Here is a 25,777-nt window from a genome sequence, read left to right as displayed (position 1 = left end):
TTAACATCGCAGAGAAAGGCGGGTCTTTGCCTGGCTCGAGGCGGATTTTGCTATCGCGAAGCCGCTTGGCTTATGTTTCAAGCTTTGCTATCTATAATTAGTGTAACTGGACCATCATTCACAAGGCTGACATCCATCATTGCGCCAAATCGGCCCGTTTCGACAGTGATTCCTTTGTCCCGGAGCATGCTGTTGAACGTTTCATAAAGGCCATTTGCAACTTCAGGCCTGGCCGCTGCCATGAAATTTGGGCGCCTGCCTTTTCGGCAATCTCCATAGAGCGTAAATTGGGAAACTGACAAAATATCGCCGCCGACATCAAGAAGCGACAAGTTCATTTTGCCTTCCTCATCCTCATAAATCCGCAAATTCGCAATTTTATCAGCTAAAAAGGCCGCATCCTTTTCTGTATCCTCATGAGTAACACCCAGCAGGACAACAAGTCCTTTCGGAATACTGCCGACTACTTCCCCATCTACTGTCACGCTTGCTTGCTTGCTGCGCTGAACAACTGCTTTCATTTCTTAATCTCCTGTCTCAAAAGAATTAAAAAAACCGCAGCGCAGCGATATACTAGTTCATAATCCGCCGCACTGCGTATATTTCAGGTATTTGTTTGATCCTGTCAACAACCTTGTGTAAATGGCTGACATTGTGAATGGCAATCGACATAATGATTGTCGCCACTTTATTTCGGTCCGACTTGCCTGAAACAGCCGTAATGTTCGTCTTCGTTTCATTGACAGCCTGAAGAACCTCGTTCAACAACCCGCGCCTGTCGTAACCGCTAATTTCAATATCAACATTGTATTCCTTCCGGTCAGTGAACGAAGAATCCCAGTCAACCGAAATCAGCCGGGCTTGGTCCTCATTTTCAATATTCGGGCAATCAGCACGGTGCACAGATACTCCGCGCCCTTTTGTGATAAAACCGATAATTTCATCGCCAGGTACCGGATTACAGCATTTAGAAAGCCGGATCAGCAGATTATCGATGCCCGCGACCCGTACACCGGAATCACGCTTTTTTACAACAGTCGTCGCCGGCGTCTTCAATTCCGTCAGGGCTTCGGATATATTCGTCACAGCTTCTTGGTCACGTTTCTTCCGCCATTTCTCAGTCAAGCGGTTCGTAACTTGAAGAGCCGTAATGCCATTATATCCAACCGCGGCATACATATCCTCTTCGTTGGTGAAGTTAAACTTCTCGGCAACCTTCCGCACATTATCAGGTGTCAGAATTTCCTTTACATCGAAATTCATAGCTCTAATTTCTTTTTCAACCAGTTCGCGGCCTTTCTCGATATTCTCGTCACGCCGCTGCTTTTTGAAAAATTGGCGAATCTTATTCTTCGCTTGTGAAGTCTGGGCGAGCTTCAGCCAATCCTGGCTTGGCCCGTACGAATGCTTCGACGTCAAAATCTCAATGATGTCCCCGGTCTTAAGCTTATAATCAAGCGTAACCATCTTCCCATTGATTTTTGCACCGATTGTTTTATTGCCGATTTCCGAGTGAATCCGATAGGCAAAATCAATTGGAACCGACCCGGATGGCAGCTCGATTACATCGCCCTTCGGAGTAAACACAAACACCATATCCGAAAACAAATCTATTTTTAGAGATTCCATGAATTCTTCAGCATTGGCCGTATCATTCTGGAATTCAAGAATATTTCTGAACCATGTCAGTTTTTGCTCAAAAGAGGCACTTTCACTAACGCTTTTGCCTTCCTTGTATGCCCAGTGGGCGGCAATCCCGAATTCAGCAATCCTGTGCATCTCAGTGGTCCTGATTTGGACCTCGAGTGGATCTCCCTTCGGACCGATGACAGTTGTATGGAGGGACTGATACATATTCGGCTTCGGCATCGCAATGTAATCCTTAAAGCGGCCAGGCATCGGCTTCCAGCATGTATGGATGATTCCAAGGACAGCGTAGCAATCCTTAATGCTGTTAACAACAATCCTCACAGCAAGCAAATCATAAATCTCGCTGAACTGCTTATTCTGAAGCACCATCTTCCGATAAATGCTGTAAATATGCTTAGGCCTGCCGGAAATCTCCGCCTTAATGGAAACCTCACCGACACGTTCGCGCACTTCCTCAATCACATCATCCAAATATTGCTCCCGCTCAGCACGCTTCCTTTTCATGAGGTTGACAATCCGGTAATATTGCTGCGGATTCAAATAGCGGAGCGCAGTATCTTCAAGCTCCCACTTAATCTTCGAAATACCAAGCCTGTGTGCAAGCGGCGCGAAGATTTCAAGCGTCTCATTCGCAATACGCTGCTGCTTTTCGAACGGAAGATGCTTCAGCGTCCTCATATTATGCAATCGGTCGGCAAGCTTAATCAAAATGACCCGGATATCCTGGGCCATAGCCACGAACATTTTCCGGTGGTTTTCCGCCTGCTGTTCCTCATGCGATTTATATTTAATTTTGCCCAGCTTCGTCACGCCGTCAACAAGCATGGCCACTTCTTCGTTAAACTCAGCTTCAATATCCTTTAGGGTAATGGCTGTATCTTCAACGACATCATGGAGAAATCCCGCAGCTACCGTAGCAGGGTCCATCTCCAGGTCAGCAAGAATTCCCGCAACCTGGACCGGATGGATAATATACGGCTCACCGGATTTCCGAATTTGATCACGATGGGCAATCTCGGCATACTCGTACGCCTTCTGCACAAGTGCCACGTGCTCATCGTTCAAATATGCCCTTGTCTTGTCGATGACTTGTTCGGCGGTCAGCACTGAATCGTTCGCCATAAAATCACCTTTGTTTCTTAGTAGAAAATATAGAGCCGAACTACAACCAACAAGGCCCCTTTGTTCCCTAGATTTATGAAAATATTAGTGGATTGTTACTATTATCGAGAAAAAATCCAAGGATGTAAAGTGATTCAAAAGGATTTTTAACCGAAAACATGAAATATGTCGAAAAAAGGGTTCTTTTTTGCTTTTTGGAAAAATTGGCCGATACGCTTTAAATGAATCACAACCTGCATACGAAATCAAAAGCGTAAGCGCCTTGGTCATCGCCGTACAAACTGGAGGGGCTTCGACTGAGATAAAGGAATCACGAAGAGCGACAGCGATTCGATGATGACTTATCGCAGGGAGGAGACCTGAAGTTTGCTAGGCGATAGGCGCTGGAGCTAGAGGAAAAAAGTGACAAGATAATAATTCTGATATTACAAAGAAAACTCGCCGACTGGCGAGCCCCTTAGCTTTAGACAAGCTTTTGGCACAAATTTAAAACCAAGAAAAGATTATTTTCATCAAGAAAGCACCTTACAGAAGCTTCCTTCAAACCATCATAACACTTAATAATCCAACAAGGTCAAAACATCATAGCCTTCAAGCTTTTCCCGGCCTTCCAGATAAGTCAGTTCAATAAGAAAAGCAATTCCGGCAACGATTCCGCCAAGCTCTTCAACTAACTTGATCGTCGCTTCGATTGTTCCGCCAGTCGCAAGAAGATCATCCGTAATAAGGATGCGCTGACCTGGCTGTATGGCATCTCTATGGATTGTAAGTACGTTGGTGCCGTATTCAAGCCCATAGCTCTTTTTAATCGTTTCACGAGGGAGTTTGCCTTCTTTTCGAACAGGCGCAAAACCAACCCCAAGCGAATAAGCAACCGGGCAGCCAATGATGAAGCCGCGCGCTTCAGGGCCGACAACAAGGTCAATTTTCTTTTCCTTTGCATATGAGACAATTTGGTCTGTCGCATATTTATAGGCTTCCCCATTATTCATTAGCGGTGTAATATCTTTAAACTTGATGCCTTCTTTTGGCCAGTCAGGCACAATTGTAACATACTGTCTTAAATCCATTCTTTTACTGCCTCCTCATTTTCAACAGGCTCTGCCAGGATTTGGGCGAAAAGGCTTTTCAGCTGCCCATAGGAAGAAAATAATAAATCCTGCTCAAGAGCGATATGTGCTTGCTTATCCTGGTAAGTTTGCGACTCAGCCAGGTCTCGTTTATTTGAAGTCTTGGCAACGGAAATTAATCCATTGTTTATTGTAACAAACTCAAGCTCAAAAAACACCTCGGACATGAAATCGATTGTCTCCTTCGTCCATCCCCGCCTCTTTGCCAGCAGGCCGCCATATTTATTAATATCAAATGGCGAGTTTTTCAAAAGGAACGCGTAATACCACTTGAAGTGGTCCCTGCCAGGGATCGTACTGAAAAATTCACTGTTTTCCTTATAAAAAGCGGCATACATTCTCTCAGGGCATTTTCCGGCAAGCAGCGCATTAAAGATAGCCTTAGATGGCGGCATATCAACCAACACAATGCTTGCACCATCAAGCCTTGCCGCTTCTGCCGTTTCAATTGTATCAGCGACAATAACTTCATCCTTTTCACCAGGCACAATAGCCTGAAGGTACTGCCGATCGAACAAAACGAAAATTTTACTGATATCAGGCAGCTTTGCCCGCAGTGAACCGAAAGAGCGGACTCCGCGTATGTCAAACAGCTGCCAATGCCTGACTGCAATATCCTGAAGCATGATTTGCGGCTTCCTGATATTATTCCATTCATTTATCGAAAGCTCTCCGGCAATTGAAAGCCTTGATGCAGGTGAAATATGATCAAAAAACTTCCCCAGGCCAAACCCAATTGCATCAACTGATTTTTCGTCACCAGCAAGTGTGAGCTTTAGATGGTTGTGGTCGCTGCCAATTTTACGAATTGTTGATATTTCCGCATTCTCGATCGAAATCCTTGGCTTCGGATTATCCATACCATAAGGAGCGAGCAGTTGAAGCTCCTCTAAAATTTCAAGGGTACAATCGGAAATAGATATTTCAGCATCAAGCTGCATTACCGGAATGAAATCATCATCGCTCATTTGCATTTCTGCCAGCTGGTTAAGCCTTCTTCGCAGCTCGGCTACATCTTCAAGCTTCAATGTCATTCCTGCTGCCATCGGATGGCCTCCGAAGTGTGGAAGAAGTTCCCTAGTGGTTGACAGATTTTTGAAAAGGTCAAAGCCTGGAATACTTCTGGCCGATCCTTTTGCAAGTCCTTTTTCCCGGTCGTAACTCAGGACAATTACCGGCCGGTAGTATCTCTCCACCAGTTTCGATGCAACGATACCGATGACACCGGCATGCCAGCCCTCCTTACCAACAACCAGCACTTTGTTTGAGTCAGGCGGGAATTCTTTTTCCACCTGTTCAATCGCTTCAAGTGTAATAGATTGGACAATTGCCTGTCGCTCCTTGTTAAGCGAATCCATTTCATGGGCCAGCTCTGCAGCTTCCTCCATGTTATCGGACAAAAGCAAGTCAACCGCCATGCTCGCATGTTCAAGCCTTCCCACAGCATTAATCCGTGGCGCAAGCGAAAATCCAATCGTCTCTTCATTAATTGTTTGGAGTTCGACACCGGCAACCTTGAAAATTGCCTTGATTCCAATATTTTTAGTCGATTTAAGCTTTTCAATGCCTTTTTTGGCAATTAGCCGATTTTCCCCTGTTAACGAAACAAGGTCGGCAATCGTGCCAATAACGGCAATTTCCAAAAGATGCTCTGGAAGTTTCCCGTAAAGGGCATGTGCCACTTTGAAGGCAACACCCACACCGGCAAGTTCCCTAAATGGATAGTTGCTCCCAGGCAGTTTTGGATGAATAATCGCAAGAGCCTCCGGTAAAACCGGTCCAGGCTCATGGTGATCTGTGATTATCAGATTAACATTTAACTCTCTGGCTATTTCCGCCTCATGAATTGCTGCAATTCCAGTATCAACGGTAATAATGAGCTCAATTCCACTTTCGGCCGCTTTCCTGAATGCTGCTTCATTCGGTCCATACCCTTCGGAAAACCTGTCCGGTATGTAGAAGCTTACATTTGCTCCAAGTTCTCTTAGCGTAATCATCAGAACAGTTGTACTGCTTACACCGTCCGCATCATAATCTCCATATATTAGTATCGGTTCCTGATTGGCAATTGCCTCCTGGATCCGGGCAACCGCCCTATCCATACCCTCAAGCAAAAACGGATCGTGAAAATCCTGCCCGCCAAATAGAAAAGTCCGGGCAGAGTCAGAATTGTCAATCCCCCGGTTTAATAGCATTGAAGAAACAAGGGGAGATATATTCAGTTCTTCTGCGAGTTTTTCAGCCGTGCCCAAATCATAATCCCGGACAATCCAACGTGTTTTTGAATGTAACATACGTTCACCCCTCAACTTTTCTATTATACAGGAGCAGGAAAACCAGCACAATCATCTATTCTTGCGGACAATGGATTTCAGGGTAATTTTGGGACCAATGGGCGGAACAGAGTTCAGAGTCTTCGCGTTCATTGGAGCCGTTTTGGACTTCGCGACTGCTGGAAAATGGTACCAATAAGGTGTATTGGTTATGTTTGAAGGATTTCAGATGTGCGAAATGGAACCAAGGCATGCGGATTTTTTAATTACTACTAGTCTTTTCTGTTTGGGGACTAGTGTTTCTCTGAGTATCACTAGATAAAAACGACCAGCTGTTTTTCCCTTATAGCAAGAACTTACTGGCTTTTTTACGTAGTACTTTTAGTACTACTCAGAGTATTACTAATTTTCCTCTCTAGATAACTAGTGAACCTCTGAGTATCACTAGATAAAAACGACCAGCAAATTCCCCCCTATAGCAAGAAATTGCTGGTTTTTTCACGTAGTACTTTTAGTACTACTCAGAGTAGTACTACTATTTTCCTCGAAACAACTAGTGAACCTCCGAGTTCACTAGAGAAAACTTACCAGCTGATTTTCACTTATAGCAAGAAAGTATCCCTGCCTTTCTTTCACAAAAAGAAAAACCGCAGAAAATCTGCGGTTAGACTTGTGGCTGGTCGTTGTATTTGCGTTTTTCTTTGTAAGTGATGAGAACACCCTTCTTCTTCAACTCGCGCGTTTTCCATTCCACCCACAGCTGTGCTGCGATATAGATGGAAGAGTACGTGCCGACAATTAGACCGACAAGTAAAGCGAGTGAGAAGCTGCGAATCGACTCGCTACCGAAAAACAAAAGCGCTACTACAGTCAAAGCAACCATTGCCACCGTGTTGATTGAACGACCGAGGGTTTGCCTGATACTTGTATTAACAACATCGGCAATTTCTTCCTTCGTCTTCAGGCGGCGGCGTTTCTGCATGTTCTCACGCATCCGGTCAAAGGTAACGATTGTATCATTGATTGCGTAACCGATAACGGTAAGGACGGCAGCAATGAAGGTGATATCCACTTCCCAGCGAATGATGCTAAAGAGCGGGAAGATGAAGAATGCCGCAAACAGCAAGGCTATGATAGCTGATATCCCCATTGGGAGATCAAATCGGAAAGCAACGAAAATGATCAAGCCCAGTGATGCAAGCGCCAGAGCTATCAAAGCATTTTTTGCCAATTCCTTTCCGACTGTCGGCGAGACACTGTTGACAGTTGGATCTGAGCCATATATATCATGAAGGCCCTGTTTTAATTGAGTGATTTCATCCTTGGACATTTCTTCTTTAAACCTAGCGACGCCGATTTCGTCGTTATTCCCTGAGATGACAATATCTTCAGTTTCAAGACCAACCTTCTTGAGATCAGCCGAGAACTGTTCGGTTGTCAAAGGCTTATCCGAGAGTACCTCCACACGAGTACCTTGCGTAAAATCAATGCCGAGATTCAGCCTGAACATTAACAGAATGACAATGCCCACAGCGACGATTGCACCGGATGCAATGAAGAAGGCCTTCCGGTTACGTACGAAATCAATTCTGTCAAACTTTGTTTTAAGTTCAAGTGTATCTACGCCTTCAGCAATGTCGTGGATGTCGCTCTTTTTAACACCGAACCAGCCGGGCTTGTTATTCAGGAAGCCGCTGTTTACCCAAAGGCCGAGCAGCCATCTTGAAAGATAAACGTTCGTAAAGAAACTTCCTAGAATACCAATGATCAAGCTTGTCGCGAACCCTTTGACAGAGCTTGTCCCGTAGAAAAAGAGGACCACACCTGCGAGCAAGGTTGTAAGGTTGGCATCTGTAACTGTGGAGAGCGAGTTTTCGTTCCCTGCTTTGAAGGCCGCCTTGATTGTTTTACCAACCTTGATTTCCTCTTTAATCCGTTCATACGTAATGATGTTCGCGTCTACGGCCATACCGACACCGAGAATCAAGGCTGCGATGCCCGGCAGCGTCAGGACGACGTTCATCCAATCAAATATAAGCAAAGTCAAAAATAGATAAATAGTTAAAGTAATTGTCGCAATAAAACCTGGGAATCGGTAATAGGCAATCATGAAAATGAAAATAGCAAGAACACCGATAATTCCTGCAAAAACCGTCTCATCCAAAGCCTTTTCACCGAATTTAGCTCCAACCGACGTTGAATAAATCTCATCCAACTGGACTGGAAGTGCCCCCGCATTCAGCAGGCTTGCGAGAGTCTGGGCTTCGTCAGGTGTGAATTGTCCTTCGATGGAAACTTCGTTGTCGTTAAAAACCTGGCTGACTGTAGGAGCAGAAAGGAATTTCGGATTTTCTTTTCCGATTTCCTCCTTAAAGGAATCGACTCCCTCCTCAAAATCAAGCCAGATAACAAGAACATTGTTCGGAGCGTTGTTCACGATTTCCTGTGTTACCTCGCGGAACTTATCCGCGCTTTTTAATTTAAGAGAGACGGCTGGCCTTCCCTGCTGGTCAAACGTTTGCTTTGCACCGTTTTCCGCAAGGTCGGTTCCGTCCATCATCAGTTTATCATTTGCATCCCGGAAGCTAAGATTTGCTTCGGTAGACAACATTTCCCGGGCCTTTGCCTGGTCGGTTACCCCGGCAAGCTGCACCCTGATTCGGTCGTCCCCTTCAATTTGAATATTTGGTTCACTGACACCAAGGACGTTAATACGCCTGTCCAGAGCTTCGGCTGTGCTTGCCAGTGCTTCCTGGTTGATCTTTTGCCCTTCCTTTGCAGGCTTCACTTCATAAAGGATTTCAAATCCGCCCTGCAAATCAAGGCCTAGCTTGATGTTGCCCAAGATGTTTTTGGATGTGGCTCCTATAATGCTCCCCACGATAAGGACAATGAGGATGAAAGCCACAATCCTGTTGCGTTTAACCATGTGATGAACCTCCTTAAATTCCTGGCAAAGCTAACCTGTAAATACATTTTAAGTCCAATAGAATTATTATGATTTATAAGGAATAGCCTGTCAATTCCACTTAGATGACATTTTTTACACAAAATTGGATTTGAAGAAACTCCTGCAAAAACTTATTAAGGCTCTGCAACAGGTCTGCAGAGCCGCTAATGGCCTTTTTCAACCCGATTCTTCATGAATTAATAACCCAATCTCTACTAACAATTAATCTACAAATATCCTCAATTATTTGAGCAGTTCCTTCCATTCTTCCTGATTATCCATGGAAAACGGGGATTCCTTGTATGTTTCCTGAGTCGCATAGCTGATGAAATCACTAACTTTAACAGACAAAATGTCCTGGACAAGTTCATGGAGAAGCTTTTCCCCGTTGTCCTTTTTCCATTTCTTCTTAATAAGATAGCCCCACAGCTCTTGTTCGTTGATTGATTCATTGCCAAGAAGACGGAATTCCTCTAGCTTGCTTTCAAGGACTGGAAAAAGCTGATCCCGGTACTGGTCGTATGTATGCCCGTATTCCATTATTGGAACCTCCTGAAACAGTTTGTCTTTTGTGTGTAGCTTCGCTAATTATAGCCGCTCACTATTAAACTTGCAGAGATAAAATTCCATAATCGGCACTTATATAGTCCCGCTACGCTCCATCAACTTATTTTGCTTGTTCCCGCTTGATAAACAGTCCCTTTCCATGAATATGGAATGAAAGTATAACTCATATTTAGTTTTCTGACATGCTCTATGTCTGTTTGTCCACCCCGGTGCATATAGTTAATTGTATATTATCTCCACTATTTTGAGAAGGTGGGAAACGAATGTCTAAGTTTTTAAAAGGAACAGTTATCCTGCTTCTCGCAGGATTTATTACTAGAATGCTAGGATTCATCAATCGGATTGCAATTGCCCGTTTCATCGGTGAGGAAGGTGTCGGCCTCTATATGATGGCGTACCCGACATTGGTGCTCGTCATTACGATTACTCAGTTCGGCCTGCCGGTGGCGATTTCAAAAAATATTGCTGAGGCAGAAGCCCGCGGTGAATACGGAAAAATAAAAAAGATTCTTGTTGTTTCCTTAGCTACCACTCTTACTCTATCCGCCATTTTCACACCTGCGATGATTCTGCTCGCACCATGGCTGGCAGAAACGCTGTTCACAGACAGCCGGACGTATTATCCGTTAATTGCCATTGCTCCTGTTGTGCCCATCATCGCGGTTTCTTCCGTTTTGCGCGGTTATTTCCAGGGCAGGCAAAATATGAAGCCTTCCGCTTACTCGCAAATATTGGAGCAAACCTTCAGAATTGCACTTATTGCCGTAATGACAAAAACCTTCCTTCCGTATGGGATTGAATTCGCCGCCGCCGGGGCAATGCTTTCTGCCGTAATTGGTGAGCTTGTTTCTTTAGTCTATCTTATGACCGCATTTAAATTAAAGAAAAAGTTCAGGGTACGAAAGGATTTCTTCAAGTTCGTCAAATCAGGCAAGCAGTCCTTTAAAGAGCTGATGAGTGTCGCAGTCCCAACAACAGGCAGCAGGCTGATCGGGTCTGTCTCCTGGTTCTTTGAGCCGATTGTCGTCTCGCATAGCCTTGGGCTTGCAGGGGTAGCAACGGCCCTCGCAACTAAACAATATGGCGCATTGACCGGCTTCGCGATGCCGCTTCTGTTGCTGCCATCTTTTATTACATATTCACTGGCAACTTCACTTGTCCCGGCAATCAGCGAAGCAAACTCTAAAAACAACAGTAAGCTGATTGAACACCGCCTCCAGCAAGCATTGCGCTTTTCCATTTTAACAGGGGGGATATCAGTTGCTGTTCTTTATGTGCTTGCCGACCCATTAATGACATTGATGTATGGATCCTCAAATGGGGCTGGATTTATCAGGCTGATGGCTCCGTTCTTCTTATTTTATTATTATCAAGGGCCGCTGCAGGCAGCATTGCAGGCTTTGAACCTGGCAAGGGCAGCCATGATTAATAGCCTGATTGGAGCGGTTATCAAAACAGCCGTCATTTTCCTTCTCGCATCACAGCCAGCCTTTGGTATCAATGGTGTCGCACTTGGATTGATGACTGGAACCGTTCTGGTTACACTTCTCCATTTTGCAACTGTCCTCAAACGGATTTCATTTTCTTTTTATGTAATGGAATATTTAAAAATTCTAGTCGTAATTGCCGTTTCAGGCTATGCAGGTTTTCTTATTTACCATGGATTTTCTCCGGATATTTCGTTGCTAAACAAAGTGGTCATTTCCACTATAAGTATGGCAGCCATTTATTCAATGCTCATCCTTTTCCTTAAACTTATCCGGCCGCAGGAGTTAAAACGGATTCCCTGGATTGGAGGCTTTCTTTCAAGGCTGACTCCGTAATGAGAAAGATATTTTTTCCAAAAAAATGCTGGCTCCCAATTTAGGTAGCCAGCATTTTATTTGTTATTTATATCGACATACATTTTTCCTTGATCATAGCTGCAAAATGAAATATCCTTTACCTGCAAATCGCCTTTTTTATTAAGTTCTTCTAAAAGCCAATCTTTTGACTTATTAATTCGTCTAAGATTTTCTTCCTGAATATTTCCATCAATAATGAGGGGCATTGTAATATCACCCTTTGAATGATCTCGCTTCCCGTTTCCTTTTGGCTCTTTTTTAAAAACGGACAACTTTCCGGATGTTTCAAGTATAGCAAATTCTACGTCTGATATATTTCGGATATCCTTTTCCCTCAGTTGTACAAGCAAATCATCAAAATTATAGCGCTGTTTTTTCATTGCCTTTTCATCAATATTGCCTTTGTTGATAATAATTGTTGGCCTGCCATCGATTAAATCCCTAAACCACTTGCTTTTTAATGAAACGTAAGCAAACACAATTTGTATTCCGACAAGCCCAAGCATTGGAATGAGTGAGTGAAAGATGGAATCTGCCGTATTTTCAATCGCCATTGATGCAATCTCTGCCAGCATTATAAACACAACCAGATCAAGAACACTAAGTTCACCAATTTCCCTCTTCCCCATCAGCCTGAAGGTTATTAGGATGACAAGGTACAAAAATATGGTCCGTAACAGAAGTTCCAAATGTTCCATTGCCCAAAGCACCTCCAAGGTTTAAACATGTTTAGTTTCCGCTTTTCAACACGATTAAGTAAGGTACTTATTGCCAAGTTTCTTTCAAACGGGACTTCTATTCCTGGTTCTTGTGAATATGCTTGTACTAGGCAAAGATTGGAGTGTATGGAAGGGAGATGGTGAAAATCGAAACAAGGAGCATGGGAAAAGGCATTCTATCCGGGCTGGTGTTCATTTTTGTATTCGCGGTATTCAGCTCACTCATTTTTTCATTATTGTTGAGGTTCACATCTGTTAGGGAAGTATCACTTGAATACATTATTACAGCCATGTCATTTATCGGGTTGTTCGGGGGTGGCTTCCTATCGGGTGGAAAGGCCGGGCAGAAAGGCTGGTTGCTTGGCGGTTTGACCGGAATGATTTATTCACTTATCATTTTTCTATTTCAATATCTCGGCTACGATAAGCTGTTCGACGTCGAGCAAATCGTGTACCATGTCTGCTACATCCTGATTGCCATGATGGGCGGTATCCTCGGCGTCAATTTGGCTGGTCCCAAACGGACAGCAGCTTAAAAATATGCAAAAAGGCATTCACTCGGAATGCCTTTTTAATGTTTCATTTAGTTTGCAGAATCGGATGAAACATCGCGGATAGCCGCACGGTCGTATGTAAGACGGCTGCCATCGCCACAAAGGATGACTACCTTGTCCTCATCCAATGAATCGACAAAGCCATGAAGGCCACCGATTGTTACAACACGGTCCCCTTTTTTCAAATCACTTTGCATCTGCTGGACTGCCTTCTGACGCTTTTGCTGCGGGCGGATCAGCAGGAAGTAAAACAGGACAAACATAAGAATAAGCGGTCCCAAAGTACCAATTAAATTTCCGTCCAAATGATTTCCCTCCTTTCAAAAATTATATATTTAGAAATTTTTTGCATCCGGTTTATTGAATCCGTAACGCTCAAAATATTCTTCCCTGAAGTCTCCCAGGCGGTCTTCTCTGATAGCCTGTCTGACTTGCTCCATTAATTCTAACAGAAAATGCAGATTATGATAAGTTGTAAGTCTGATACCAAACGTTTCCTCACAGCGGATTAAATGGCGGATATAGGCCCTGCTGTAATTCCGGCAGGTGTAGCAGCTGCAATTTTCGTCAATCGGACCAAAGTCACGAGCATATTTTGCATTTTTGATAACAAGTCTGCCAGTACTGGTCATTAGTGTACCATTCCGGGCAATTCTTGTCGGAAGCACACAGTCGAACATATCAATCCCGCGGATAGCCCCGTCTATTAAGGAGTCTGGAGAACCAACGCCCATGAGATATCTTGGTTTGTTGGCCGGTAAAAGCGGTGTCGTAAATTCAAGGACGCGGTTCATGACATCCTTCGGTTCCCCCACTGACAATCCCCCTACAGCATAACCAGGAAAGTCAAGGCTTGTAAGATCACTAGCACTTTGTTTGCGAAGGTGTTCAAACTCGCCTCCCTGGACAATTCCGAACAGCCCCTGGTCCTGAGGTCGCTGGTGGGCATTCAGGCAGCGTTCTGCCCATCTCGAAGTCCGCTCCACAGACTTCTTCATATACTCTTCGGTTGCCGGGAATGGCGGGCATTCATCAAATGCCATCATGATATCTGAACCAAGCGCATTTTGAATCTCCATCGCTTTTTCTGGGGAAAGGAAAAGCTTGTCACCATTCAGGTGATTGCGGAAATGAACACCTTCCTCTTCAATTTTCCGGAATTCGCTTAATGAGAATACCTGAAAACCACCAGAATCAGTTAGAATAGCTCTGTCCCAGTTCATGAACTTATGTAAGCCGCCTGCTTCACGGATAATTTCATGTCCCGGACGGAGCCATAGATGATAGGTATTGCTCAAAATGATTTTGGCTCCCATTTCCTTGAGGTCTTCAGGTGACATCGTCTTGACCGTCGCAAGTGTGCCGACTGGCATGAACATCGGTGTATCAAAGCTGCCGTGCGGGGTATGGACCCGTCCGAGCCTGGCACCGGTTTGCTTGCATGTGTGTATTAATTCGTATCGTATTGCTGTCAAAGCATTGTACTCCTTCCATTTGAAGAAATGCGCTCATTTTGCGCAAAAAATAGGGACCTAGACAAACTCCTAGACAATCAGCATTGCATCGCCAAAGCTAAAGAATCTGTACCGTTCTTTCACTGCTGTTTCATATGCATGAAGGACATTTTCCCTGCCGGCAAGTGCACTAACGAGCATGATTAATGTTGATTTTGGAAGGTGAAAGTTGGTCACCATACCATCAATAGCCTTAAATTCATAACCAGGATAAATAAAGATATCGGTCCAGCCGCTTGAAGCATTAAATTTCCCATTATTTGAGGAAGCAACAGTCTCGAGGGTCCTCGTAGATGTAGTTCCAACAGTGATGATCCTGCCGCCACTCTCCCTCGTTTCATTTAGCGTCCGCGCGGTTTCCTCCGAAACGATATAAAACTCGGAATGCATATCATGTTCGGCTATTGTCTCCACGCTAACTGGCCTGAATGTGCCAAGGCCAACATGGAGCGTAATAAACGCCGCTTTTACACCTAACTCCTTGATTTCATCGAGGAGTTCCTCGGTAAAGTGAAGGCCTGCGGTTGGCGCTGCAGCCGAGCCTCTTTCTTTTGCATAAACAGTCTGATAGCGGTCCTTATCATCAAGCTGTTCCTTTATATAAGGAGGAAGCGGCATTTCACCAAGCGAGTCGAGGATCTCATAAAAAATGCCTTCATAGTTGAATTCCAGGACCCGTCCGCCATGCTCGGCCTCAGCCGTGCAGACTGCTTTTAGGATGCCTTCCCCAAATTCCAGTTCCGTTCCTTCCTTTACCCGCTTGGCAGGTTTTACAAGCGTTTCCCATTTGTCACCTTCAAGCTGCTTGAGCAAAAGAATTTCGATGTTCGCGCCTGTATCCTTTTTAACGCCATGAAGCCTTGCCGGAAGTACCTTTGTATCGTTTAGAACGAGGCAGTCGCCTGGCTTCAAATAATCCTTAATTGCCTTGAATTTCTCATGCTTCAAATCACCTGTCTGCTTATCCAGGACCATCAGCCTGCTGTCCGACCTATCAAGAAGCGGTGTCTGGGCAATAAGTTCTTCAGGTAGATGAAAATCAAAAATATCCACTTTCATTTGCTACACCCTTACTATAATAACGTTTTATACCATCTAGACCCTCTTTACGGGCTTATCTGAACTTCCCGATGACAAAAAGGATCAGCGATAGGACAATACTTAAAACAATCGATGTTACAACAGGAAAATAAAAGGTAGTATTGCCCTTTTTGATTAAAATATCACCTGGCAGCTTGCCCAGATTAAAAATTGGCATAAGCAGACCAATTAGGAAAATGACGGCTCCAATTACCATTAGCATCTTTGAAAATGGGGTCATTTCTTTTCGGGCACCTCCATATGAAAATGGCGATAAACGAGGTCGGTTACTACTCTCCCCCTCGGGGTACGCTGCAAGAATCCTATTTGCAAAAGGTAAGGCTCGTATACATCCTCTATTGTGTCGGATTCCTCGCCAATTGAAGCTGCAATCGTATCCAATCCTACCGGTCCGCCCCGGAATTTCTCGATAATGCCAATCAAAAGTTTATGATCAATATGATCTAGCCCGAGCCTGTCTACCTGAAGAAGTTCTAACGCCTCTGATGCTAGTACCTGGTCAATTTCACCATTGCCGCGCACCTGAGCAAAATCCCGCACCCTTCGCAAGAGCCTGTTGGCAATTCTCGGAGTCCCGCGAGACCTTCTTGCAATTTCCGCAGCCGCTGTTGGACTTATTACTGTATCCAGTATAATCGCAGTCCGCTCAACGATATCCCTTAGCTGTTCTTCCTTATAATACTCGAGGCGGGCCAAAACTCCAAATCGATCCCGCAACGGAGCGGAAATCGCACCGGCCCTTGTCGTGGCGCCAACAAGTGTGAAAGGTGGAAGGTCAATCCGCACCGAGCGGGCTTCCGGTCCTTTCCCAATCACTATATCAAGACAAAAATCCTCCATTGCCGGATACAATACTTCCTCGATTGCCCTTGGAAGCCGATGAATCTCGTCAATGAATAATACATCGCCAGGCTCAAGTGAAGCAAGGATGGCAGCAAGATCGCCAGGCCTCTCGATGGCTGGCCCCGAGGTGGTCCTTAAATTCACGCCCATCTCATTGGCAATAATTGCGGCAAGAGTTGTTTTTCCAAGTCCTGGAGGTCCATATAAAAGCACATGGTCAAGTGTTTCCTTCCGCATCCTTGCCGCGCTGATGAACACTTCAAGATTGGCTTTAACTTTATCTTGCCCAATATATTGCTTGAGTGTCTGCGGCCTGAGACTTGTTTCAAAAATAAGCTCCTGTTTGTCCGCCTCGCTCGAAATCACTCGTTCATCCACTCTCGATCACCTTTACTTTATTAGCCGCTGCAGGGCTTTTTTAATATATTGGTCCGTCGACAGGTCTTCTTTTTGCAATTCCTTCGATACTTTATTTACTTCCTTTTCTGTATAACCCAGTGCCTTTAACGCAAGAATTGCTTCATCAAGCTGGCTGTTTCCAGCTGCCGGAACAAACCCTGCCCCGTCCTGGTTAAACAGGTCCGGAAATAATGAAGGCGTAATGTTTTTAAGCTTACCCTTCAAATCCAGTATCATTTGCCGGGCTGTCTTTTTCCCTACTCCCGGGAATTTAATTAGGAACGCCTCGTCTTCCTGTTCAATCGCATATACAACCTGCTCCGGCTGTCCGTATGCCAGGATTGCGAGCGCTCCTTTAGGCCCAATTCCAGAAACACTTAATAACTTGGTGAAAAGCGTTTTTTCTTCTCTTTTTGAAAATCCGAAAAGACTCATAGCATCCTCCCGGACATAATGATAGACAAAGACCGTTACGTCTGTACCAATTTTACTTGAATAGGCAAAAGGATTTGGCGTCGATATTTGCCAGCCAATCCCTGCATTTTCTACTACTATGTATTCCGGACCAACAAAGTCCAGTTTCCCGCGAATGAAATCAAACACTTTTTTCTCTCCTCTTCCATGCTGAACTCCATTCTACCATACTATCTTTGTTTATTTGAAAAAAGTTTCCTCATCACTGCACACTTCTTCAATTGCCAGAAAACTCATGTAGGAATGTTATTATGAAATTCTTCGTTAAGTTAAACTGCCCAAGTAAACGGAAGAAGACCAGGCATAATATACGCTGGTCTCTTTTATATAAAATGAATCCTTAATGGCTAATTTTTTCGCAGGACGAATAAGGCTTATAGCTTTCAAGCACTTCTACGTACTGATCCTTTGTACGTATCGGGATTCCCCTTTTTAGTTCATCGTGCTTCCTGCTCTCTAACTTTTTCACATCAATTTGATAAAAAGATTGGATAATTTGAGAGTATGGAGGCCTGCCATTAAAAATAGCCAGAACTCTCCCCTGTCCAAGCCCAAAATAACCATTTGATTTTAAAAGAGGAGAAATATCCTCAACTTGCTTCCTTAAAACAACCGAATTTTTGCCAACATCAACGGTTGTCCAATTCTCATATTTTGACCAGAAATCCTCCCAGGACTTTACCGTTTCAACGACCTTTTCCTGGCTGATTTCCCCATCAACATACATTTTTTCGAGTGTTACGCTCAGACGAAGAGGCTCCGAAATCGCTTTTTCATCTGCTAATGCCCTGATATCCGGACAAATGAGCCCGCTTACCAGAAGGACCAGAAATGCAGCCACAAAATATACTGTTTTCCGTTTCATATTGCCCACCTCTTCCTTTTATTACTGCTAATCCTTTATTATCTTTTCCCTTTATTGCCTAATTATCCTTTTTAGCAGAAAGCATGTTAAACAACGTTGTTGATTTCCGCTCCAGGCGCTTCGCTTTCCACGGGCGGCCTGGGAGCCTCCTCGGCGCCAGCGCCTGTGGGGTCTCCCACTGACCTTTTCTCCCGTAGGAGTCTTCGCGCCTTCCTCTCCAACCAACAATGCTAATAAATCAACAATATCTAAATGGGAAAAAGCAATACCCTGGGGCATCGCCTTTGATTAACCTGATTTAATTTTTTCCTTTACATCAAATACAAATTTCCTTCTTGCATCATACTGGTACATCGTTTGGTCCAAAACCTGCTTAAGTCTCACTGCATCGGGCGGGTTCCGTTCCCGCATGACCCGATTCCATTCTCTTAAAATATCCGACGGATAAACAAGTCCATATAAAAAACCCTTATTATATAAATAAGGTGCAATCTGTGTGTACTTGGACAGGTGTTTCAACGACCACCGAATATAAGGCAGAATGCGGTTGGCATACTGCAAAAAATCGACCGCTGGCGACCCGATGCTGATTAGGTCGAAATCAATGAGAAAAACCTTTCCTGTCTTAGACCGAATAAAATTATGATGGGCTACATCTCCATGCAGCACTGCGGGCATCTCCGCTTGCAAAAATCTCTCCTGAACATTCATCCCATCCAAGGCCCGATTTGCCCACTCAATTAGTTCAGCTACTATCGTTTCATCAAGATATCTTCCGATTTCTTTCCTATTGGCTATAAAACAATCAAGTCTCTCCTCCCACTTATCCAGAAGACTTGCTGAAGGAACCGTGGATTGAAACTCCTTTTCAAGAGTTTGTGAAATTCGGTGGAATTTAGTCAATAACCTTGCTCCATTTAATCTGTCAGCTTCCCAATAGTAATTAAATGTATTTGGATGCGGAGGAATAAACTCCATACAACCATAAAATAAACCATCCCAATACAACGGATCCAGGCCAGGAAATGCCATGTAGGAATACGTTTCTGTAAACCCACTTTCTTTAAGCCTTCTCGTAAAAGACTCCATTAGCTTTAAACGGGTATACGAAGAATAGCCTTTCAGAATAAAATTTCCAGCGGAAGTTTTTAAAAACAGAACCTTTGGACGGATTGGCTCAATGGCAAGAATTGTTGCAGAAATATGTTGATCCAAATAAGAGAGGAGACGATTCAAAAAGTCCTCGTCTCCCGGATTGGTGCGTTTAATCTGCGCTTTCATCAAAGTATCCATGCTGGCCTGGACTTAGAGGGCCAATTCCATAAGGATTCAACAGCGGTGGCTGTGAAAAAGGCAATGGCGGGGAAAAAATCCTTGGTACGCCTGGGATGAAGTCATTTTCTCTCATCGCACCCTGATCACCGCCGATGGTTTCGTTACCAGTCTGCCCTGTCTCAGACATGAACGGCATTTGCTGCTCGCCATATGGCGGCTGGCCTCCCATCATTGGGAGTTGTTGGCCTCCGTATTGCGGCTGCCCTCCCGTCATTGGGAATTGCTGATCACCTCCGTATGGCGCTTGGCCTCCCATCATCGGGAATTGCTGTTGGCCTCCGTATTGCGGCTGGCCTCCCGTCATTGGGAATTGCTGATCACCTCCGTATGGCGGCTGGTCTCCCATCATCGGGAATTGCTGTTGACCTCCGTATGGCGACTGCCCTCCCATCATCGGGAATTGCTGTTGACCTCCGTATGGCGGCTGGCCACCCATCATCGGGAATTGCTCTTGACCTCCGTATGGCGGCTGCCCTCCCATCATCGGGAATTGCTGTTGACCTCCGTATGGCGGCTGGCCTCCCATCATTGGGAATTGCTCTTGACCTCCGTATGGCGGCTGCCCTCCCATCATCGGGAATTGCTCTTGACCTCCGTATGGCGGCTGACCTCCCATCATCGGGAACTGCTGTTGACCTCCATATGGCGGCTGGCCTCCCATCATCGGGAATTGCTCTTGACCTCCGTATGGCGGCTGGCCTCCCATCATTGGGAATTGCTGTTCGCTTCCGTATGGCGGCTGGCCTCCCATCATCGGGAATGGCTGTTGACCTCCGTATTGCGGCTGGTCACCCATGATCGGAAATTGCTCTTGACCTCCGTATGGTGGCTGCCCTCCCATCATTGGGAATTGCTGTTGACCTCCGTATTGCGGCTGGCTTCCCGTCATTGGGAATTGCTGTTCGTCTCCGAATGGCGGTTGGCCTCCCATCATCGGGAACTGCTGTTGACCTCCATATGGTGGCTGCCCTCCCATCATCGGGAATGGCTGTTGGCTTCCGTATGATGGCTGGTCTCCCATCATCGGGAATGGCTGTTGACCTTCGCATGGCGCCTGCCCTCCCATCATCGGGAACTGCTGTTGACCTCCGTATGATGGCTGGCCTCCCATCATCGGGTATTGTTCTTCTCCCATTAATGGTTCTGCTCCACTCAGCGGTACCCCAACTCCCGGTTGAGCTTGAACTCCGAATTGCTGACCGTAGGTTAAAGGCTGTTGGCCATAACCCGGACCCGGGAATTGTCCCATTTGCTGTTGCTCATAACCCATCCCAAATTGAGGATGTTGGCCCATGAAAGGCATGGAAGATGAAGATGAAGACGACGATTCTTCGTCATATTGAACACCGGCAACTCCCATCATCTGAGGATAACCTGGTGACATTTGATACATTTCACCTGCAACCTCCGGGAATGGAGGACATGGAACGTCTGAAACACCCATCATCTGAGGGTAAGCGGGCGGCATCTGATACATTTCACCTGCAGCCTCCGGGAATGGCGGACATGGAGCGTCTGTAACTCCCATCATCTGAGGGTAAGCGGGAGGCATATTGTACATTTCACCCGCAACCCCCGGGAATGGCGGACATACTGGCATAGGAGGGCACGGCATAAACTGCGGCGGTGGGCATGGAGTACATACGCCTGGCATCACCGGTGTTACATAATAACATTCCTCTACTACTGGTGGTGGGCAATATTCTTCGACAACTGGCTGAACTGGAGTTGGTGTTGGAATTGGTGGAGGGACAGGAACTTCGACTTTTGGTGGAATTGGTATTTCTTTTTTAGGCGGAAGCGGTATTTCCTTCATTGGTGGAATCGGCACTTCCTTGATGGGTGCAATCGGTACTTCCTTTATGGGTGAGATTGGTACTTCTTTTTTTGGCGGGATTGGTATTTCCTTTTTCGGTGCAGGAATTGGCTGCATAGGTACTTCTTTGATCGGTGGAAGCGGTACTTCTTTGATCGGTGCGATTGGTATTTCCTTTATCGGTGCAGGGATTGGCTGCATAGGTGCTTCCTTGATCGGTGGAAGCGGCACTTCTTTTATAGGTGCGATTGGTGCTTCCTTGATCGGTGCAGGGATTGGCTGCATAGGTGCTTCCTTGATCGGTGGAAGCGGCACTTCTTTTACTGGTTTAAGCGGTGCTTCTTTAATAGGTTTAATAGGAACTTCTTTGATAGACATATTGTTCATATTCATCATGAAATTATTTTCTGTTTCCATTTGCGGAACCTTTGGCTGATATGGCGTGACCGGTGTTTCTTCCGTGATTGGTTCAGTTGGTACTGGAACATCCGGTGATTCGTCCTGTGACAATGTTTTAAGGTTTGAAAAAGGGTGCTGAGCAGTTGGGGCTTCCTTCACGACCCCGTATTTTATGGATGCTCCCTGATTTGTCCCAGTGGCAGGGGCTTGTTTTTTTATGTTGCCGCCTCCAGTTGGGACCTTAATTTTCATACCGGGCATAATCATATCAGGATTGCTGAGCTGTGAATTCATCTTCTTCAGCTCTTCAAAATTCACGCCGTACTTCTTGGCGATCTTCCAAAGAGTATCCCCTTTCTGTACGATATGGATTCTCACTCTGATTTCCCCTCCTATGGCATAAGTCCATATAGTGTATGTCGGTCTGGGCAAAATGCTAACAATCTACATAAAAAGTTATGCAACCTTTGAAATCTATATGATTCAAGCGTGAAAAATAAAAGATTAATTACCGGAATATTCTGCACTTAGAGATATAATTTCAAAACCGCTGAATTATTTTTAAAACCGTTAGAATTAATTAAAAAAACGCTGAATTATTTGATCAACCAAACAGAAACACCCCCTCCGTATACTGGAGGATGACCAGAATAGCAAAAAAGACGGAACTCTTTGCTCCGTCTTTTCTCACATCATGCGTGCTGAAGCATGCGTTCTAAAGCAAGCCTTGCATTCTCAGCAACTTCTTCTGAAACTTCTATGATATTGTGTGCGTCCTGTTCTTCCATCGTTTCCAGGGACCACAACAGGTGCGGCAGATCAATTCTGTTCATTGTCAGACACGGGCACATGTGAGGGTTTAGGGAAATGATATGCTTGTCGGGATGCTGCTTGATCAATCGGTTTACCAGATTCATTTCTGTTCCGATTGCCCAGGAAGTTCCCGGAGCAGCTTTTTCGATTGCATTAATTATATAAGCCGTTGAACCAGCTTCATCCGATAAAGCGACTACTTCCCGGCTGCATTCCGGATGAACAATGATTTTCATTTCTGGGTACTGCTTGCGGACATCGGCGATATTCCCTGTAGTGAAATTCTCATGGACCGAGCAATGGCCCTTCCAAAGAATAACCTTCACCGTTTCCAGTTCACCCTCGAATTCGAGTGAATTGGTAATTGGATTCCAAACAGCCATTTCATCTAAGCCGACACCTAAATTGAACGCAGTATTTCTTCCCAAATGCTGATCAGGCAGGAAAAGGAGCCGCTCCTTCTGTTCAAACGCCCATTCCACCATAGTTTCTGCATTCGAGGACGTTACTGTCGCACCCCCATTGGCACCAACAAACGACTTAATTGCTGCTGTGGAATTGACATACGTGAGCGGAACAATCGTATCTCCGAACATCTTTTGAAGTTCTGCCCAGGCACGCTCGGTTTGCTGAATGTTGGCCATGTCCGCCATTGAACAGCCAGCCCGCATGTCAGGCAAAAAGACCTTTTGATTTTTGCTGGTTAAAATATCCGCGGTCTCCGCCATAAAATGGACGCCGCAAAACACAATGAATTCCGCCTCTTTATTTTCCGCGGACAGCTGGGCAAGTTTAAGAGAATCACCGGTCGCATCAGCAAACTGAATGACCTCATCCTTTTGGTAATGGTGGCCAGGAATGAACAGCTTCGCACCAAACCTCTCCTTGATTGCCCTTACCCCAGCTTCCAATTCTTCTACCGACATTTCCCGATAGCGGTCGGGAATCATGGTGTTTTTTTTCAAAGCTGCAAGGATGCTCATCGTTCATTCTCCTTCCTAAAGGAAACCTTCACACTAATATCAAGCGCTTTTGCCGAATGAGTGATGAAACCGAGGGAAATGTAATCGACACCTGTCTCCCCATAGGTTGCTAGATTGCCAAGCTGAATTCCGCCTGATGCTTCCGTTACAATCCCCTCTGGAACTAGCTTAATCAACTCCCGGATTTCATCTGGTGTCCGGTTGTCAAACATAATAACATCCGCTTTTGCCTCTACCGCTTCAATTACCTGTTCAGCGGATTCTGTTTCGACCTCTATTTTGACCATGTGCCCAGCTTTTTCCTTAATCGCCCGCACAGCATTAGTGATCGATCCAGCAAAGGATATGTGGTTGTCTTTGACCATTACGCCGTCGTAAAGACCGAAACGGTGATTATAGCCGCCGCCGACCCGGACAGCATACTTATCAAGCATCCGCAGTCCCGGCATAGTTTTTCTTGTATCACAAATTTTGGTGTGGGTGCTGTTCAGCTCACCGACCGCTTTTTTTGTCAGAGTTGCAATCCCGCTCATCCGCTGGACAAGATTCAGGATGACCCTTTCGCCTTTCAGAAGGTCGCGAACAGAGCCAGTCGCAGTCGCAATCCGCTGGCCGATTTCAATCCTCTCCCCGTCCTTAACAAACAGTTCAACCTCAATCGAAGGATTTAGCAAGGCAAAACCGGTGTGAATCACATCCGTACCACAGAAGATTCCATCTTCTTTTGCCAAAAATACAATCTCTCCGGCGGTTCCCTCTGGAAAAAGCAGGTCGGTCGTAACATCTTGTTCACCAATATCTTCTATAAAAAATTGCTCAAGTAGCGAGCGCAGTTTGAAGGTATTCATTCTCCCCATCCTCCGTTCCAACTCTTTTGTGTAAAATAATTCTCCCCTGCCAGGCTTCATCATCCTCTGCCGGAAAATCTTCCCGATAATGCCCGCCTCTGCTCTCAGTCCGTTCAAGTGCTGACTCGGTAACAAGCCTTGCTGTAATCAGCATAAATAGTTTAGTAAGTTCATCCGTGGTAAAAGCGTCCAGGGACTCCAGGTTATCAACAGGGAATTCAGCAAGCCATTCCAATTGTTCAATCAACCCTTGTGCAGACCGGACAATCCCCACCCGTTTCATCATCGTTTGCTTTATGGTTTTTATTGAAGGAAGATTTAAAGGCTTGCCAGCGGCTTTCTGGATAGTCCCCACCGGCATGGAATCTCTTCCGCTTGGATTTTCGTTCAGCCATTCCGCAAGCTTTTTTCCTTGATACAATCCTTCCAGGAGGGAATTGCTGGCAAGCCTGTTGGCGCCATGAAGGCCGGTGCAAGCCACTTCCCCGATAGCAAAAAGCCCATTAATGGTAGTCCTTCCAATCAGGTCTGTTTTAACCCCTCCCATGAGGAAATGGCTTCCGGGCACAACCGGAATCCGCCTCCCTGACAAATCCACTCCGTTTTTCAAACAAATCTCGGTAACAGTTGGAAATTTCTTTTCAAAGTTATCTATCCGGGATATATCCAAATAGGTCTGCATCCCGCTTGATATATAGCTGAAAATCGTTTGGGCAACAATATGCCGCGGGGCAAGGTCTTTGTATGGATGAACCCCTTCCATGATTGGCTGGCCGTCTTCAGTTACAAGGATTCCTCCTTCTCCCCTTACCGCCTCAGAAACTAGTCCTCTTGTTTTTCCATTTACAAAAAGAAGTGTCGGGTGAAATTGGATGAATTCCATATCGGCTATCTCCGCTCCGGCCCGATACGCCATCGCAATTCCGTCTCCGGTCACCGCGCTTGAGTTCGATGTAAATTCATACAGACCGCCGCACCCGCCAGTAGCAAGAATGACATGCTTTGCATAAAAAGTTCTAATCCTGCCATCAGCTGTCTTTGCCTTGGCTCCAATGCATTTGTTATCATTTAGGAGCAGTTCGTATGTGTACATATTTTCTTCTACTTCGATATTGCCCCGAATTTTTTCTACAAGATAGTCGATGACTGTCCTGCCTGTGGCATCGCCGCCTCCATGGACAATTCGGTTTCGGCAATGGGCCCCTTCCATGCCAAGAACGATCGTGCCATTTTGATCCAAATCAAAAACTGGTGCATCATCAGCTATTTCATTAATCAGTGAGGGAGCCTCATTCAATACTGCTTCCACTATATCCGGCCGGTTATGGTAGCGCCCGGCCTCCAGTGTGTCTTGTTTGTGAAAAGCTGGAGAATCGGTTTCACCGATTGCCGCAGCAATTCCTCCCTGTGCCAGGTAGGAATTTGACGTCTTTACCGTTGCTTTTGTGAGAACCTTCACTTTTCGAGAAACATCTATGTGGGTTGCCAGCTGCAGGGCAGCAATCCCGCTTCCAATGATTAAAATATCCGTTGATTCCAATGATGCTTACCTCCTGACTAAACAGGTGTCTTGACATC

Annotated in this window: 20 protein-coding genes and 1 pseudogene; 2 read left to right on the top strand and 19 right to left on the bottom strand. The window is 45.3% G+C overall.

All coding sequences use genetic code 11. The features are described 5' to 3' along the window. Window positions 1–77: 77 nt before the first annotated feature. The 6 genes from dtd to AM500_RS08580 form a co-directional block, all read right to left on the bottom strand. Window positions 78–521: a D-aminoacyl-tRNA deacylase gene (gene dtd / locus AM500_RS08605; protein ID WP_053598847.1), complete on the bottom strand. Its 444-nt coding sequence runs from the start codon at window positions 519–521 to the stop codon at window positions 78–80. Window positions 522–573: 52 nt separating this feature from the next. Further along, on the bottom strand, window positions 574–2,772 hold the full coding sequence (locus AM500_RS08600) for a RelA/SpoT family protein (RefSeq protein ID WP_053598846.1): 2,199 nt from the start codon (window positions 2,770–2,772) through the stop codon (window positions 574–576). A 557-nt stretch (window positions 2,773–3,329) separates the two neighbouring features. Beyond that, window positions 3,330–3,842, bottom strand: coding sequence for an adenine phosphoribosyltransferase (locus tag AM500_RS08595; RefSeq protein WP_043933992.1), 513 nt, complete (start codon window positions 3,840–3,842; stop codon window positions 3,330–3,332). Further along, a complete protein-coding gene (gene recJ, locus AM500_RS08590; RefSeq protein WP_053598845.1) occupies window positions 3,833–6,196 on the bottom strand; it encodes a single-stranded-DNA-specific exonuclease RecJ in 2,364 nt (787 codons plus the stop codon). Before recJ ends, AM500_RS08595 begins: the two co-directional genes overlap by 10 nt. 643 nt (window positions 6,197–6,839) lie before the next feature. Continuing rightward, complete coding sequence (secDF, locus tag AM500_RS08585) at window positions 6,840–9,104, bottom strand: protein translocase subunit SecDF (protein ID WP_053598844.1); 2,265 nt, start codon at window positions 9,102–9,104, stop codon at window positions 6,840–6,842. Between the two features lie 264 nt (window positions 9,105–9,368). Further along, entirely contained in the window at window positions 9,369–9,665 is a 297-nt protein-coding gene (locus AM500_RS08580; protein ID WP_053598843.1) for a post-transcriptional regulator, read from the bottom strand. A 290-nt stretch (window positions 9,666–9,955) separates the two neighbouring features. Here AM500_RS08580 and spoVB point away from each other — a divergent pair, with 290 nt between their 5' ends. Next, window positions 9,956–11,515 (top strand): stage V sporulation protein B, encoded by a 1,560-nt coding sequence (spoVB, locus tag AM500_RS08575; protein ID WP_053598842.1) that lies wholly within the window; start codon window positions 9,956–9,958, stop codon window positions 11,513–11,515. 56 nt (window positions 11,516–11,571) lie between these two features. Here the strand turns inward: spoVB and AM500_RS08570 are convergent, their stop codons facing one another. After that, complete coding sequence (locus AM500_RS08570; RefSeq protein WP_053598841.1) at window positions 11,572–12,234, bottom strand: DUF421 domain-containing protein; 663 nt, start codon at window positions 12,232–12,234, stop codon at window positions 11,572–11,574. A gap of 158 nt (window positions 12,235–12,392) precedes the next feature. On the opposite strand from AM500_RS08570, the gene AM500_RS08565 reads away from it, so the two are divergent. Further along, complete coding sequence (locus AM500_RS08565; RefSeq protein WP_231688128.1) at window positions 12,393–12,791, top strand: TIGR04086 family membrane protein; 399 nt, start codon at window positions 12,393–12,395, stop codon at window positions 12,789–12,791. A 47-nt stretch (window positions 12,792–12,838) separates the two neighbouring features. Here the strand turns inward: AM500_RS08565 and yajC are convergent, their stop codons facing one another. From yajC to nadB, 12 genes and pseudogenes are all read right to left on the bottom strand, one after another. Beyond that, window positions 12,839–13,114 carry a preprotein translocase subunit YajC gene (gene yajC / locus AM500_RS08560; RefSeq protein WP_081773082.1) on the bottom strand — a complete coding sequence of 92 codons (276 nt, stop codon included), beginning with the start codon at window positions 13,112–13,114 and terminating at the stop codon, window positions 12,839–12,841. Window positions 13,115–13,144: 30 nt separating this feature from the next. Beyond that, the gene (gene tgt / locus AM500_RS08555) at window positions 13,145–14,284 is read right to left on the bottom strand and encodes a tRNA guanosine(34) transglycosylase Tgt (RefSeq protein ID WP_053598840.1); all 1,140 of its coding nucleotides are present in this window, start codon (window positions 14,282–14,284) and stop codon (window positions 13,145–13,147) included. Window positions 14,285–14,353: 69 nt separating this feature from the next. Continuing rightward, window positions 14,354–15,382 carry a tRNA preQ1(34) S-adenosylmethionine ribosyltransferase-isomerase QueA gene (gene queA / locus AM500_RS08550; protein WP_053598839.1) on the bottom strand — a complete coding sequence of 343 codons (1,029 nt, stop codon included), beginning with the start codon at window positions 15,380–15,382 and terminating at the stop codon, window positions 14,354–14,356. 55 nt (window positions 15,383–15,437) lie between these two features. Next, entirely contained in the window at window positions 15,438–15,644 is a 207-nt protein-coding gene (locus AM500_RS08545; protein ID WP_043934001.1) for a DUF2905 domain-containing protein, read from the bottom strand. Next, a complete protein-coding gene (ruvB, locus tag AM500_RS08540; protein WP_053598838.1) occupies window positions 15,641–16,645 on the bottom strand; it encodes a Holliday junction branch migration DNA helicase RuvB in 1,005 nt (334 codons plus the stop codon). Before ruvB ends, AM500_RS08545 begins: the two co-directional genes overlap by 4 nt. A gap of 12 nt (window positions 16,646–16,657) precedes the next feature. Further along, window positions 16,658–17,269 (bottom strand): Holliday junction branch migration protein RuvA, encoded by a 612-nt coding sequence (gene ruvA / locus AM500_RS08535; protein WP_043934003.1) that lies wholly within the window; start codon window positions 17,267–17,269, stop codon window positions 16,658–16,660. Between the two features lie 211 nt (window positions 17,270–17,480). Then, a complete protein-coding gene (locus AM500_RS08530) occupies window positions 17,481–18,005 on the bottom strand; it encodes a BofC C-terminal domain-containing protein (protein WP_053598837.1) in 525 nt (174 codons plus the stop codon). A gap of 288 nt (window positions 18,006–18,293) precedes the next feature. After that, the gene (locus AM500_RS08525; RefSeq protein WP_053598836.1) at window positions 18,294–19,286 is read right to left on the bottom strand and encodes a phosphotransferase; all 993 of its coding nucleotides are present in this window, start codon (window positions 19,284–19,286) and stop codon (window positions 18,294–18,296) included. A gap of 2,493 nt (window positions 19,287–21,779) precedes the next feature. Beyond that, window positions 21,780–21,933, bottom strand: a pseudogene (gene safA / locus AM500_RS26400) (SafA/ExsA family spore coat assembly protein); the annotation flags it as partial. Window positions 21,934–22,247: 314 nt separating this feature from the next. Beyond that, window positions 22,248–23,351: a quinolinate synthase NadA gene (nadA, locus tag AM500_RS08515; RefSeq protein ID WP_053598834.1), complete on the bottom strand. Its 1,104-nt coding sequence runs from the start codon at window positions 23,349–23,351 to the stop codon at window positions 22,248–22,250. Continuing rightward, window positions 23,348–24,199, bottom strand: a complete 852-nt coding sequence (nadC, locus tag AM500_RS08510) for a carboxylating nicotinate-nucleotide diphosphorylase (protein ID WP_053598833.1) — start codon at window positions 24,197–24,199, stop codon at window positions 23,348–23,350. The genes nadA and nadC overlap by 4 nt, the downstream gene beginning before the upstream one ends. Then, on the bottom strand, window positions 24,168–25,739 hold the full coding sequence (gene nadB / locus AM500_RS08505; RefSeq protein ID WP_053598832.1) for an L-aspartate oxidase: 1,572 nt from the start codon (window positions 25,737–25,739) through the stop codon (window positions 24,168–24,170). Before nadB ends, nadC begins: the two co-directional genes overlap by 32 nt. Between the last annotated feature and the right edge of the window lie 38 nt (window positions 25,740–25,777).

The organism is Bacillus sp. FJAT-18017, assembly GCF_001278805.1.
Lineage (GTDB): Bacteria > Bacillota > Bacilli > Bacillales > Cytobacillaceae > Bacillus_D.
This window is presented reverse-complemented; position numbering and strand designations above follow the sequence as displayed.

What these genes read in the sequence shown, in the direction of transcription:
- dtd (WP_053598847.1), bottom strand. Translation starts at nt 521, where the DNA reads ATGAAAGCAGTTGTTCAGCGCAGCAAGCAAGCAAGCGTGACAGTAGAT.
- AM500_RS08600 (WP_053598846.1), bottom strand. Translation starts at nt 2,772, where the DNA reads ATGGCGAACGATTCAGTGCTGACCGCCGAACAAGTCATCGACAAGACA.
- AM500_RS08595 (WP_043933992.1), bottom strand. Translation starts at nt 3,842, where the DNA reads ATGGATTTAAGACAGTATGTTACAATTGTGCCTGACTGGCCAAAAGAA.
- recJ (WP_053598845.1), bottom strand. Translation starts at nt 6,196, where the DNA reads ATGTTACATTCAAAAACACGTTGGATTGTCCGGGATTATGATTTGGGC.
- secDF (WP_053598844.1), bottom strand. Translation starts at nt 9,104, where the DNA reads ATGGTTAAACGCAACAGGATTGTGGCTTTCATCCTCATTGTCCTTATC.
- AM500_RS08580 (WP_053598843.1), bottom strand. Translation starts at nt 9,665, where the DNA reads ATGGAATACGGGCATACATACGACCAGTACCGGGATCAGCTTTTTCCA.
- spoVB (WP_053598842.1), top strand. Translation starts at nt 9,956, where the DNA reads ATGTCTAAGTTTTTAAAAGGAACAGTTATCCTGCTTCTCGCAGGATTT.
- AM500_RS08570 (WP_053598841.1), bottom strand. Translation starts at nt 12,234, where the DNA reads ATGGAACATTTGGAACTTCTGTTACGGACCATATTTTTGTACCTTGTC.
- AM500_RS08565 (WP_231688128.1), top strand. Translation starts at nt 12,393, where the DNA reads ATGGTGAAAATCGAAACAAGGAGCATGGGAAAAGGCATTCTATCCGGG.
- queA (WP_053598839.1), bottom strand. Translation starts at nt 15,382, where the DNA reads ATGAAAGTGGATATTTTTGATTTTCATCTACCTGAAGAACTTATTGCC.
- AM500_RS08545 (WP_043934001.1), bottom strand. Translation starts at nt 15,644, where the DNA reads ATGACCCCATTTTCAAAGATGCTAATGGTAATTGGAGCCGTCATTTTC.
- AM500_RS08530 (WP_053598837.1), bottom strand. Translation starts at nt 18,005, where the DNA reads ATGAAACGGAAAACAGTATATTTTGTGGCTGCATTTCTGGTCCTTCTG.
- AM500_RS08525 (WP_053598836.1), bottom strand. Translation starts at nt 19,286, where the DNA reads ATGAAAGCGCAGATTAAACGCACCAATCCGGGAGACGAGGACTTTTTG.
- nadA (WP_053598834.1), bottom strand. Translation starts at nt 23,351, where the DNA reads ATGAGCATCCTTGCAGCTTTGAAAAAAAACACCATGATTCCCGACCGC.
- nadC (WP_053598833.1), bottom strand. Translation starts at nt 24,199, where the DNA reads ATGAATACCTTCAAACTGCGCTCGCTACTTGAGCAATTTTTTATAGAA.